This window comes from Desulfonatronum lacustre DSM 10312, from assembly GCF_000519265.1.
GTDB classification, from domain to species: Bacteria; Desulfobacterota; Desulfovibrionia; order Desulfovibrionales; family Desulfonatronaceae; genus Desulfonatronum; species Desulfonatronum lacustre.
In genome coordinates this window covers 1,203,228-1,215,728 of the sequence record NZ_KI912608.1, presented here as the reverse complement: position 1 = coordinate 1,215,728, position 12,501 = coordinate 1,203,228, and the positions used below count along the sequence as shown (strand labels likewise).

14 protein-coding genes are annotated in these 12,501 nt (G+C 53.5%); 12 read left to right on the top strand and 2 right to left on the bottom strand.

Annotated elements, in window-relative coordinates; all coding sequences use genetic code 11:
* Positions 1-2: 2 nt before the first annotated feature.
* The gene (gene ku, locus DESLA_RS0105800; RefSeq protein ID WP_028571725.1) at positions 3-788 is read left to right on the top strand and encodes a non-homologous end joining protein Ku; all 786 of its coding nucleotides are present in this window, start codon (positions 3-5) and stop codon (positions 786-788) included.
* On the top strand, positions 781-1,776 hold the full coding sequence (gene ku, locus DESLA_RS0105795) for a non-homologous end joining protein Ku (protein ID WP_028571724.1): 996 nt from the start codon (positions 781-783) through the stop codon (positions 1,774-1,776). Before ku (DESLA_RS0105800) ends, ku (DESLA_RS0105795) begins: the two co-directional genes overlap by 8 nt.
* Positions 1,777-2,147: 371 nt before the next feature.
* Here the strand turns inward: ku (DESLA_RS0105795) and DESLA_RS0105790 are convergent, their stop codons facing one another.
* Both DESLA_RS0105790 and DESLA_RS0105785 read right to left on the bottom strand, forming a co-directional pair.
* Positions 2,148-2,351 (bottom strand): DUF3185 family protein, encoded by a 204-nt coding sequence (locus tag DESLA_RS0105790; protein ID WP_028571723.1) that lies wholly within the window; start codon positions 2,349-2,351, stop codon positions 2,148-2,150.
* 233 nt (positions 2,352-2,584) lie between these two features.
* Entirely contained in the window at positions 2,585-3,442 is an 858-nt protein-coding gene (locus DESLA_RS0105785) for a PRC-barrel domain-containing protein (protein WP_028571722.1), read from the bottom strand.
* A gap of 906 nt (positions 3,443-4,348) precedes the next feature.
* On the opposite strand from DESLA_RS0105785, the gene DESLA_RS21550 reads away from it, so the two are divergent.
* The 10 genes from DESLA_RS21550 (at position 4,349) to DESLA_RS0105735 (ending at position 12,421) form a co-directional block, all read left to right on the top strand.
* The gene (locus DESLA_RS21550) at positions 4,349-4,912 is read left to right on the top strand and encodes a 3D domain-containing protein (RefSeq protein ID WP_051434426.1); all 564 of its coding nucleotides are present in this window, start codon (positions 4,349-4,351) and stop codon (positions 4,910-4,912) included.
* A gap of 117 nt (positions 4,913-5,029) precedes the next feature.
* The gene (locus DESLA_RS18985) at positions 5,030-6,235 is read left to right on the top strand and encodes a mechanosensitive ion channel family protein (RefSeq protein WP_051434425.1); all 1,206 of its coding nucleotides are present in this window, start codon (positions 5,030-5,032) and stop codon (positions 6,233-6,235) included.
* 496 nt (positions 6,236-6,731) lie between these two features.
* Positions 6,732-7,094, top strand: a complete 363-nt coding sequence (locus DESLA_RS18980; protein ID WP_211239032.1) for a DUF883 C-terminal domain-containing protein — start codon at positions 6,732-6,734, stop codon at positions 7,092-7,094.
* Positions 7,095-7,112: 18 nt separating this feature from the next.
* On the top strand, positions 7,113-7,469 hold the full coding sequence (locus DESLA_RS0105765) for a phage holin family protein (RefSeq protein WP_028571721.1): 357 nt from the start codon (positions 7,113-7,115) through the stop codon (positions 7,467-7,469).
* Positions 7,470-7,503: 34 nt separating this feature from the next.
* Entirely contained in the window at positions 7,504-7,998 is a 495-nt protein-coding gene (locus DESLA_RS0105760) for a hypothetical protein (RefSeq protein WP_028571720.1), read from the top strand.
* Positions 7,999-8,022: 24 nt separating this feature from the next.
* Positions 8,023-8,379, top strand: a complete 357-nt coding sequence (locus tag DESLA_RS18975; RefSeq protein ID WP_035261424.1) for a hypothetical protein — start codon at positions 8,023-8,025, stop codon at positions 8,377-8,379.
* A 492-nt stretch (positions 8,380-8,871) separates the two neighbouring features.
* Positions 8,872-9,498 (top strand): superoxide dismutase, encoded by a 627-nt coding sequence (locus tag DESLA_RS0105750; protein ID WP_035261421.1) that lies wholly within the window; start codon positions 8,872-8,874, stop codon positions 9,496-9,498.
* A 126-nt stretch (positions 9,499-9,624) separates the two neighbouring features.
* Positions 9,625-11,031: an MBL fold metallo-hydrolase gene (locus tag DESLA_RS0105745; protein WP_028571718.1), complete on the top strand. Its 1,407-nt coding sequence runs from the start codon at positions 9,625-9,627 to the stop codon at positions 11,029-11,031.
* Positions 11,032-11,199: 168 nt separating this feature from the next.
* Positions 11,200-11,829 (top strand): YeeE/YedE thiosulfate transporter family protein, encoded by a 630-nt coding sequence (locus DESLA_RS0105740; protein ID WP_245590010.1) that lies wholly within the window; start codon positions 11,200-11,202, stop codon positions 11,827-11,829.
* Positions 11,830-11,836: 7 nt separating this feature from the next.
* Positions 11,837-12,421, top strand: coding sequence for a DUF6691 family protein (locus DESLA_RS0105735; protein ID WP_028571716.1), 585 nt, complete (start codon positions 11,837-11,839; stop codon positions 12,419-12,421).
* The last annotated feature ends 80 nt before the right edge of the window (positions 12,422-12,501 follow it).

Sequence of the window (12,501 nt, the reverse complement as noted above, 5' to 3'; positions counted from 1 at the left end):
CCATGGCCCTGCGTTCGATCTGGAAAGGAGTGATTCGCTTTGGCGGGGTTTCCGTGCCGGTCAAGCTGTTTTCCGCAGTGGAGGATCGCAAGGTCCATTTCCGATTGCTGCACGCGTCGGATCTCACGCCGGTGGAACAGCGCATGGTTGATCCGCGCACTGGGAAGACGATCCCCAAGGAACAAATCCGCCGAGGACTGGAGGTGGAAACCGGTGATATCGTGATGATCTCGCCGGAAGAACTGGAAGCGCTTGTTCCCGTACCGTCCAGGGATATTGAAATCACCCGGTTCATCGAACACGGGCGGGTCAACTATCAATGGTATGATCGTCCCTATTTTCTCGGACCGGATGGCAAAGGCGAGCAGTACCAGGCTCTGGCCGAGGTCTTGGCGAAAGAGCAACGCCAAGGCATCGCCCGGTGGACGATGCGCAAGAAACGGTATGTCGGTTCGCTTCATGAAGAAGACGGCCTGCTCAAGCTGATCACGCTGCGTTTTGCCGACGAAGTGATCGATGCCCGGGCGATTCCCAGACCCGAAGGCCGCCGGTTTGAGCCTCTGGAGTTGCGGATGGCCGAGCAGTTGGTCAATGCCCTGGCCGGAGATTTCGAGCCGACCGAATACCGCGACGAATATCGGCACCGGGTCATGGAGCTTGTGAATACCAAAGCCCTGGGGAATGTCTACCGATTTGAAAAGCCGAAGCAGCGCCGCTCGAAGATAGCTTCGCTGGCCGACACCCTGGAACAGAGTCTGAATCAGATAAGGAAACAACACAGTGGCTGAGCAGCACGACAATGAAATCCGGCGCCGGTCGATCTGGTTTGGAACCGTTTCCTTTGGCCTGGTCAGCATCCCGGTTGCGCTCTTGCCAGCCCGGCGTTCGCAGCAGGTCCGTTTGCGCATGCTCGGACCCGATGGAACCCCACTGGCCCGGAAGTATTATTGCCCCGTGAGTAATCGGCTGATTGAACAGGAAGAGATCATCCGCGGGTATGAAGTCGAAGAAGGGAAATTCATCACCGTCACGGATGACGAACTCGAATCGCTTCAACCGCAAAAAAGCCGGGAAATAGATCTGCGTCGTTTTGTGCCCGCGGAACAGATCGATCCCAAGTATTTGGATCGCCCCTATTTTCTGGCACCCTTGGGCGATTCACGAAAAGCATACCGCTTGCTGACCGAAATCATGGAAAAATCCGACAAGGTGGGCATTGCCACTTTTGTGATGCGTTCACGGGAGTACTTGGTGGCTATCCTGGCGGAGAACGGCCTTCTGATAGCAGAAACCCTGCGTTTTGCCGATGAGATCCGGTCGCCGGAGGCCATCGGCGGCATCATTGCCAAGGAGATTCCCAAGGAACTGGTTGAGCGCATGGCGGAAGAAATCCGGAGCGCGTCCGCCGATGAATTGGATCTGGATGAGTTGAAGGACATCTCCACCGCAAAGCTTGTTGCCTTGGCCGAGCGCAAGCGCCTGGCAGGTCGGGATGTGGTTGTGTCGCCGGAAAGGGATAGGGAACGGGAAACGGAATCGGAAGAGCATGGCCAAGAGCCTGGTAAGATCATCGACCTGATGCAGTTTCTGAAACGCAGCGTGGAAATGGAATCAGCACAAGAATCGACCTCGGAAGCACAAGACAGAGACCCTCTCGAAAAGCTCAGCAAGCCCGATCTGTACGGCAGGGCCAAAAAGCTTGAAATACCCGGAAGAAGTTCGATGGACCACCGGGAACTATTGGAGGCGGTTCGCGAGAGTCAGCGAACCTCTTGATAATATTCGGTAACAAGAGTGGACTGGATAGCGGCAACGCGCCCGCTTCCCGTCTGCACGAGGACGGCTTCGCGGGGATGACTGATTTGGGGACGGCATTGAATAACAGGTCATTCCCGCGCAGGCCCAGGGCAGATTTGTTCTCGCACTAAGGGCGCTCTGAATCGGTATCGAAATCGAAATCGTGATCGAAATCGATTTCTGGTAACTTTCCGATTTGGATCACGATTTCGATTTCGATGTTGCTGGCCCACCCTGGAGGTTCCCTTTGAACATACTGCCATCTACCGCTCTGAAATAGAGATTTGCAGAGAACAAAATGGCCCTGCGCGCAGGCCAGCCCGAACACAGTTCCCTTGCTCTTACCTCGGTCACCTTTTGAGAACCAGCAGACCCAAACCAACGGCCATTGAAACTCCACCGGCGATTAACAAGAACATGGTGGATTCCGTTAAACGTCCGGTGAGGGTTTCCATAATCTGATCGTCAACCGCTTGGGATGATTGAAAGCCGAAAAAAAGCAGTATGGCGCCGAGTACCAGAAGTGCAATGCCGATTATTTGAGTGCTCTTCATTTTTTTTCTCCTTTAAAATTCAGGTGATATGATTCCATGCAAAAAGAGTCCAAAACCAGTGATTCGGATTTGGTTTATCAATTCTATTGTTCTAACTGTCAGCTGTCGGGTGCAGATCACTTTTTTCTCCCGCCTCCTTCCGCACCGGAAGAGTTGAATCATAAACTGTCCAGGCGACAGATTTCTCCGTGCCTGGACAGTTCATGGTTGTCGAAGAGATCAACCTGTTAATTTTATCTTTTGTACACCGGCATTTGACGCAGTTCTTTCTCACTCATGGGAATGTAGACGCGAACATCATTGTTCGCATCCTTGTGAATGTCGGCTTCATTCACATCGATAGCTATGCTGCGGGCGCCCATGCCGAGAAAACCACCTACGTCCACGATAAGCAGTTCAACTTTACCGTCAGGTGTCATCAATACTTCCTTTACATCGGCCACACTTTCATTGTTGGAGCCATAGACACTCGCGCCTTGCAGGTCGTCCGCGGTGATCAGGCCAGATGATACCCGCTGATATCCTTCTTGAGGTTCCACTTCTGTGGCTCGCTGAGAACGCATTGGGTCAGTGGCGATTTGACGATCTTTCTGTTGATTCGTGTCCATGCGACCTTCTTGTCGCATCTCTCTTTGATTGTCCCTGCCTCTTTGGCCCATTCTCCCTTCAGCCTGGTATTCAGGAGCATTCTCAAGTTGTTCTTTCGTGGTTTCAGGAAGGACAAAATAGTAATCATCCTGACCTTCTCTTTCCACGATTTCCAAGGCCTTCATATCTACGGCCACTGTGCGGCCTCCCATTCCCAGAAAGCCACCGACATTAATCAATACAGCCTGGACATCGCCATCTCGAGTAACGATGAAATCATCAATGCTGCCGATGTTCTCCCATCCCTGAGGTTCTTCAGTGACGGATTTTGGCACATCGCTTTCCCGAGTGACATAGACGTCCTTGCCCATTACTTCGGAGGCATGGGAATATTCCTTATCCATTTTTTGCCGAGAATCGATAAAAACGTTTTTCTGCTGTTCCGCGAATGCGGGGCTCAAGCTCAGTAATCCGATAATAATGCTTGTCAATAAAGTTTTCATAGTCATTCTCCTTTACAAATTTATTAGTTTATCTAGGTGACACTGATTTTCAAGCCGATTCTACAAATAGGTGAATATCATGCTTAACCTCCGATTTTTGAATTTGAATTCTCCTTGTGTTGGTTATCTTATCCACACCACTGGACTGAAAACGGAGGATACCTTTTTGGGCATCTTTGTCTGTAGGGGAATCGCATGTTTTGTGTGGGGAGAAATCACAGGCGACGGGAATATTTCCTGAAGTGGTCTCCAAAACCTGGACGGCCTGTTATGTGGAGTCCACGGCAGGGAAGGAACAGGAAGGGGAAAAGATATCCATGGAGTCAAGGAAAAACTTGCTTTAGCGTCGGCCGGCGCGATCAGCGGTATGATGGTTGCAAAGTCAGGGCTTGCCGATCGCTAACAGTTGAAAAATTCTCAATTGCTGCGTCGCCGTAAAAAAAATTCAAACTCTTACGTATGAATAAATACGCTTCGACCTCGATTCGATTGCCAGGACGGAAAATCGATAATGTGGCGTAGCCACAGCCCGTAGAGGCCGGACACAGGACGTGTCCGGATAGCTTTTTTGCTCCTTGCCCTAGGGATTTTTGAACGAACTAATGCCGACCGAATATTTTTCTTCTTGCAAAGCTGGAAAGAGCATCAAGAATACTGACCCAATGCCATGATGTGAGGCCTTTCAATCCAGAAAATCCGGAATTTGGCTTTCAAAGGTAACCAGCCGAACTTGGAGATCGAAAAGAGTCCTTCGTGGGGATGGAGACACGGAACCAAACTGGTTGGCCTCAAATTGTCTCATGCATGGACCCAAGAGTTGGACTCCGAAAACGAGACAGGGCTCGGAAATAGCCACGCTCAAACGCTGCGCTGCCGGACACATTTGATCAGCAGGAGGAGTTCGTCATGATGCGCCACGCCTTTCCGGTGATAATCCTTTCTATTGTTTTGAATTTTAATGCATTATCGGCGATTGCCGGAGATTCTGTCGAGGAGGCCGTCAATCCTCTTTTAGAGATGATTTACATTGATGAACAGAAGCTGGAATTGCAGCAAGCCCGAGAGGAGATTTTGGTCTTGAAGGCGATTCTGGAAGCCTATCATAAGGCGAACACCCACTATTTGCGGTTATCCGCTTATACGGCCAGAAAGGAAGAGTGCAACGACGATATCGAGAATACGGCGATCATGCAGCGGCCTATAACCGGATGGACCGTGGCCGTATCCCGAGATCTGCGAGGGTGGCTGGGCAAGAGAGTATATGTTGAAGGGTTCGGTATCAGGATGGTCAGCGATCTGATGAACTCCAGGTATTCAAAATCCATAGACATCCTTGTTTCGGACGTCAGTGAAGCCGAGGAAATCGGGGTCCGGGAGAATGTCTTCGTCACACTCATCGAGCCACTGGCCCAAAGCGACAAAGGCATTAGCTGGGAATGCCTGCATTTCACATCCCAGGCCGAGCCTTGAGCCAATCGGACTGTTGCGATTGATAATCGGGCAACAAGTATGCAGCTGAGACCAGCAACTTCGAGCCGGGAAAACGTGATCCGAAGCCGTCGGCCGCGCCGTCGGAGGCGGGGCGGAATGCGTCGTCGCCGACCGGGCGACCCGCTGGCAGGCGCCAGAGGCAGGTTGCGGCTTTTCCGGCAGGCTACGCTGCTTGCGGTGGCCATCACCAGCCTTCTCCTTCTGCTGGTTGCCCCGTGGGAAGCCGGTCTCGCCGTTGATGTCGGAGAGCAATTTCCGGCATCGGAAGCCGTCTCCACGATCTCTGTCGAACCAAATCAAGATTTGCCGGAGCGGGGGGACCAGGGACCGGAGCCCTCCGAACCCATTGGCCAGGCCGCGGCCGAAGAGGCGGCTCGGACCCTGGAAACCCTCTGGTATGGGATGTACGGCAACCTCCCCAAGTTTTTGGTGGTCCTGGGTGTTATCGCCGTGGCCTGGGTTCTGGTCCAACTTGTCCGCCCCCTTCTGCGCAGGACCCTCAAGCGCTGGGAAAAGGCCAATGCCGTTGTCGCGCTCTTCGGCATCGTCATCTGGATCTTCGCTGCCGGGATATCCCTGAGCGTTCTGGCCGGAGACATCCGGGCCCTGGTCGGTTCCCTCGGCCTGATCGGTCTGGCTCTGTCCTGGGCGCTGCAGACGCCCATCGAAAGCTTCAGCGGCTGGCTGCTCAACTCGTTCAAGGGCTATTACCGCGTTGGGGACCGAGTGGCGGTCGGGGAGGTGTTCGGCGACGTCTATCAGATCGATTATCTTGCGACCACGGTCTGGGAGATCGGGTCTCCGGGCCGAGGAGGATTCGTCCAGGCCGAACAGCCCACCGGCCGACTGATTACCTTTCCCAACAACGAGGTGCTGGCCGGGACCGTGGTCAACTTGACCCGTGATTTTCCCTACGTCTGGGACGAGCTGACCGTGCCCCTGGCCAACGAATCGGACCTCGGCCTTGGAATGCGCGTCCTGACCGATGTTGCCCGGGAACTGCTGGGACCCCACATGTCCAGGCCCGCCCACCGCTATGCCGAGATCCTGGAAAGAGCCGGCCTGGAGGTCGGCGTGGCCGAAGAACCGCAGGTCTTCGTTTCCATGAATGAATCCTGGACGGACCTGACCATCCGCTATCTGGTCAATGCCCGTGAACGCCGCAAATGGAAGAGCGAGCTGACCGTGCGGGTCATGGACGAACTGAAGAAAGAAAAATACGCCGGCCGCCTGATCAACGTCTACCCACGCAGACAGATCCAGTTCATCGGACCGGAAGGTCTGGCGGTAAAACCTACCTAGATATCCCCAGTATTAACTGAGTGTTGAAAAAGTCCTTATCCGGCAGTCCGTTCAAAAACCCCAAGTGCAAGGAGCAAAAAAAGTTCAAGGTCGAAGCGTATTTATTCATACGTGAGAGTTTGAACTTTTTGCAGCGACGCAGCAATTGGGAGTTTTTCAACGGACTGCTAAGCGTTTCACACGCTCCTCTTTCCACTTCCAACGCAACCTCCGCTCGGGAATTATTCCCGGCTTCCGTGATTTCTCCTCATACAAAATATGCGATTCCCCTACAGACAGGGATGCCCAAAAAGGTATCCTCCGGTCTCAGAGCCAAATTCAGTGGTGTTGATAGGATAACCAAAAAAAGGAGAATGCATCGCAAGATAATCAATTGTTTGGCTGTGGCGGTTGTCGTGCTCTCACTAGCGTTTTGAGCAACATCAGTTTTGCCTCTGAAAACGGACGATCGAACCATGTCATCCGTAAAAGAGCAACATTTAATACGAGGTGAACCATGAGTGTATTTGAGTATGATCAGAGTAAAGCTGGCAATGCCGGAGAAACCAGGGGAATGTCACATAATTCAGGCAGGTCGCACGGCTTTGAAAACGTCAAAAATAGTATTGCTGATCAGTTGGAAACCATTGCTGAAATGTTGGATGAAAAGAGCACGGGGCAGGACGCACAATCCGGCACTGCACAGTATGGAAAGCAGGCATCAAAGTTTTTGGAAAAGTCAGCCGGATACGTTCGGGAATTCGACTATGAACATGCAGAAGCCAGAGTCAGAGAATGTATCAAGCAGCACCCTGGACGGAGTCTTCTGGTAGCTGGAGCCGTTGGTTTGATTATTGGAGCTGTTTTGCGGCGCAGGTAAGAAAGATGGGGGTACTCTATGAGCACAAGAGAGGAAAACAAGGACCCTGCCACGCATCGTGAATCGTTCACGGAGCTTTTGGAACAGCTTGCCGGCAATTTGGCCGCGGTGGTTCACGACGAAATCGAACTGGTGGTCCAGGGAGTACGTGAACAGGTGTCGGCCGTATGCGGTGGAGTCTTCACCGTCGTCGCTGGAGCATTCATCATTTTTGCCGCACTTTTGTCTTTTTGTGCCGCGCTGATCATCGTACTCACTTCGTATATGGCCCCGGTGATGGCAGTGCTTGTTACCGGAGCAGCCCTCGCGCTCTTGGGAGGCATCATTGCCTTGATCGGCTACAAGCAATTGAAGAAAGCGATCCTGAAAACATAGAAAGGTGGCGCCGAACCGCAAAGGAGGGCAAGGTATGGATGAAAAAGAATATCACGGCAGCACAGGAATACTGAATGGCGAACGGAGTTCCGAAGAAATACGCCGGAATATTGCGAGAGAAAAGGAGAACATCTCCCAGACCGTCGAACAGATCGGCGAACGGATCAAAGAGAAAATGGATTGGCGCGAATATGTAAATGACGCCCCATACCTGTCTTTGGGAGTAGCCGCCGGCATCGGCTATCTGGCCTCGAGCGTCTTCACGAAACGAGCTTCGCCCCTGGAGCAAATCATGGGTCCCCTTGTCGAGGAAGCGTGTGAGTCGTTTGGTGGCCTGAGGCCGGAAGCCGCCAGGCCCGGTCTTATCAAATTGACGCTGATAGGTATTGTCGCGAGGGCCGCAGCCGGATGGCTGAATGATGCAACCATGACGGAAGAGGCAAGCGATGCAGGTCCTGATGCTCACAAAGGACGGGACTCAACCGCAAGTCCACGAGCGGATCGTGACGTAATCAAAACGAACAGTTAACACTTTAACAGTTAGGAGGGTGATATGGATACCGAAAAGAAGACGTACGAGACCCCAAAAAAGCAGGAATTTGGAAATCCAGGCAGCTATAGCGCTGCCGATCAGACTCTCATGGACCGCGGCGCCGAGGCTCTGGGGACCGCGGAGAAGGTAGCAGGTGATGTTTACGATAAAACGAGTCAGAAGGTCAGCGAAACGTATGAGCAGGCCAAGAGCTATGGCAGCGATAATCCAGGGAAGACAGTGCTTATTGCATTGGGGATAGGGGTCGGATTGGGATTTCTGTTGGGCGCCAGTACGCGACATTCACGTGGCGGCAGCCAGTACGCTGAACCCGTGGTTCATGCCCTTTCAGACATGGCTTTAAGGTTTTTCCGGTAAAATTGGTAACTACTCAACTGTGTTCCGGCTTGTCTCGATCTTTCGGCCTCACAACTCCATCGTCGGCTTCGTAACGTCGAAGCATTGCCCAAATCAACAACAGTGGGCACTTCAGGCACCCGGCAATGGTTCCATGGACGAATCCTGGCTCAGTCAGACAGGCGATGCCGAATAATCGAGACAAGCCGGAACACTCCATATTTTGTCATTAAAATGTGCCGAGTAGTTATGTTTTGTTTGGGGAAACATACTCAAAAGTTATGGGTACTGAAAGAGAAGGAGGAGTCCTGTGAGTAAATATAATTTGCAAAAAAATGAACGAGGCAAGATAGGATGGATTCTGCTATGGGCCTTGGGAATTCCAATCCCAATCTTGTTGGTTTTTTTCGTATTGCGTGGATGCACCTGATCCGATCGACTTTTCCAAATGCAGAGGATTTTGGCAATGATAACATTAACGCGAAATGAAAGCATATATAATGGGGCCAAATTATGACCAATGTGAAGAATGAAACAGCGTCGTCGCATGTCCTGCAGTCCTTGCCGTATCAGGATAATGCTCTGGATCCGGTAATCTCCGCAAACACCATCAGTTTTCACTACGGAAAACATCACAAGGGATATGTCGACAAACTGAACGAACTTGTATCAGGAACGCAATTCGCGGACATGTCGCTTGAAGAAATCATCGTCGCGACATCCGGCAAGCCAAACAAGACGACGACGGCAATCTTTAACAATGCAGCGCAAACTTGGAACCACACGTTTTACTGGAGCAGTCTGAAGCCGAAGGGCGGCGGTGAGCCTCCCGCGGAGTTGAAGCAAAAGATCGAGGCTGCATTCGGGACCCTGGATGCATGCAAGAAGGAGTTGGCAGACGCTGCAACGGCCCAGTTCGGCAGCGGCTGGGTGTGGCTCGTGTTGGACGGCACCACGCTCAAGGTGGTCAAGACCGGCAACGCGGATGTGCCCCTGACCAACGGGATGAAGCCGCTGTTGACCATCGACGTGTGGGAACACGCCTACTACCTGGATTATCAGAACCGCCGCGCCGATTATGTCAAAGCCGTGCTGGACAAACTGCTCAACTGGGAATTTGCCCTGCAAAACATCGGCTGATGCTGGGGACGCGAAGAACCAGGTTGCTGCATCGGACGGGCGGGAAGCGGTTCACGCCCGTCCGCCAGCAACTGCGGAAAGTGTGACCCTGACTCAGTGGATCAACATGAAAAACAGGACCCCCTTATGGCACTCATCTTTGAAAGCATTCAAACCGACGGCATTGCCCAGGTTTCATATCTGCTCGGTGATGATGCCGAGGGAACAGCCGCGGTGTTCGATCCTCGTCCGGATGTTGACTGCTACCTGCAACTGGCCCGCGAGAAACAAGTCTCGATCACACATATTTTTGAAACGCACATCCATGTCGATTTCGTCAGTGGTGCGCGTGAGCTTTGTACGCGTGCCGAGTCAGCGAAAATATACCTCAGTCACGAAGGAGGCGCGCGCTACGGCTTCGAACATGAGGGAGTCGCGGATGGAGATGTCTTCGAGCTTGGTTCCGCCCTGATTACCGCTCGGCACACCCCCGGCCACTCGCCGGAGCACATGGCGTATCTTCTCTCGGAAAAGGATCATCCGGAAGCCCCCTGGGGGGTGCTCACCGGGGACTCGCTCTTTGTCAGTTCCGCCGGGCGTCCCGATCTCCTCGGCAGGAGTCGGGAAAAAGAGCTGGCCGAACAATTGTTCCATACGCTGCATGATTTTTACCTGAAGCTCGATGATGGCGTCATTATCTACCCGACGCACGCTCAAGGGTCGCCATGCGGCGAGGACATCGGCGACCGGCTCCGCAGCACGATTGGCTATGAACGGCGCTTCAATGCGTTCCTCCAATTCGACAATGCCGAAAGCTTCATCAAGCACGCGCTCGCCGGCGCGTCGCCCATCCCAACCTATTACCCGTTGATGAAGACACTGAACACCAAGGGGCCCATGGTGCTCGGCAATCTGCCCCCAGTGCGCGGGCTTCCTCCCAAATTTTTTCAGGAAGCCGCCCAGGACCACAACAACGTTCTCATCGACACCCGCATGATGCTGGCCTTTGGTGGAGGGCACATCAAGGGAGCGCTCAGCATCGGTGGTTTGCCCATACTCTCCATCTGGGCCGGCTGGTTGCTGGATCCCGGCCAGCCCATCCTTCTCGTTTTGGAGTCCGACGATACGCTCGAAGCAATCGTGCGATATTTTGTCCGGACGGGCTATACCAAGTTCGCCGGCTACCTCGTCGGCGGCATGAAGGCATGGAACAACGCCGGCCTGCCGCTGGAATCGGTCGGGCAAAAGACCGTGCATGAAGTCCAAGCCGCGGGGAAAGAACTCCAGATTCTCGACGTCAGGGCGCCCGCGGAATGGAAAGACGGCCATATCCCAAATGCCCGCCATGTATTTCTGGGTGAATTGCGCGAACACCTCGGCGCGTTGGACAAGGACAAGCCGACGGCCGTCTATTGCGACAGCGGCTACCGTGCGAGCATCGCCACGAGCATCTTGCAGCAGCACGGGTTCGGCAACGTCTGCAACATTCCCGGAAGCTGGCAGGCATGGAAGAATGCGGGATTTCCGGTCGAAAGAGAGAGCGAGAAAAAGTAATACGAATTTTCGTTCAATTTAAGATAAATAGCCAATGCAATACCCAGGGTCGAAATCGGAATCGAAATCGCAATCGAGTCGAAAAACAAATAAATCATAAAACTATTGCCATAGCGATTTCAATTGCGATTTCGATTCGATTTCGACCCTGACAACAATGGAGCAACCTTGCGCACGAACATGCCTTCTTCCGTCCCAATGATTTCCAGGCCTGCCGCGTTATTGATCGGCAGTCTTGTTCTCCTGTTCACATGTGCCGCGACCGATGCGGGGGCAGGCGTGGATGCGCTTGATTATCCGGGACCGGCCTGGTCCCCCTATATTGTCGGCGCGGGCATTGGAGTGCTTTCCTGGCTGACATTTTACTTTTCCGACAAGCCCATCGGGGCCTCCTCATTCTACGCGCAGCTCGCGGGCTTTCTCGGCAAACGCATCGCGCCCCGCCGCACGGCCTCGCTCACCTATTTCAAGGACAAGCCGCCGAAAGTGGGTTGGGGATTCGTCTTTGTGGTCGCAACCATCGTGGGTGGCGCGATTGCCGCCCTGACGGGCGGCGAGTTCGCCAATGAATGGCTGCCGCCCATCTGGGAGGCACGCTTCGGCGACAGCATTGCGCTGCGTGCGGCCATCGCCTTTCCCGGCGGCATGCTGATGGCATTTGGGGCCCGGCTGGCCGGAGGTTGCACCAGCGGCCACGGCATCAGCGGAACCCTTCAGCTCAACGTGGCATCGTGGATTGCCGTGATTTGCTTTTTCATTGGTGGTGTCGCCGTGGCCCTGCCGCTCTACAATCTGTGAGGAACCCATGTTTGACACGCTGAAGTCGGCCACGACAAACCGGAAATCAGTCGAAACCGCGACTTCCAAGCTGATTGCCGGCGCGATATTTGGTCTGGTGTTTGGCTTCCTCCTGCAGAAAGGAGGCGTTGGCAAATACAACGTACTCATCGGCCAACTGCTTCTTCAGGACTGGACCGTCGTGAAGATAATGCTCACCGCAATTATCGTCGGCATGATCGGCGTGTCCACGTTGCACCACTTCGACAAAGTGAACCTGCACGTCAAGCCGACACGCATCGGCGCGAACATCATCGGAGGGCTCCTTTTCGGCGCGGGATTTGCGCTGGTGGGATATTGTCCAGGAACTGCCGCTGCCGCGCTGGGACAGGGAAGCTGGGACGCGCTTTTCGGGATGGCCGGACTTATTGCGGGCTCATGGATGTTTGCCGAACTTTCTGGGTGGACAAAACGAACGGTTGAGACCTGGGGCGACTTCGGCAAACTGCGGCTCCCCGACCTGCTGAGCGTGCCGCGCGGCGTGTTTGTCGTCTGCTTTGCAGGCGTTCTCATCCTTTTTCTTGTGGTGGTACAGCAATTCACCACCCGGTGACGACAAATAGTGTTTGTCGCGAACTCCGTCGTTTGTCCGGGAAGGCAATGCAATGACTGGGAACCGAAATAAAATGCTTT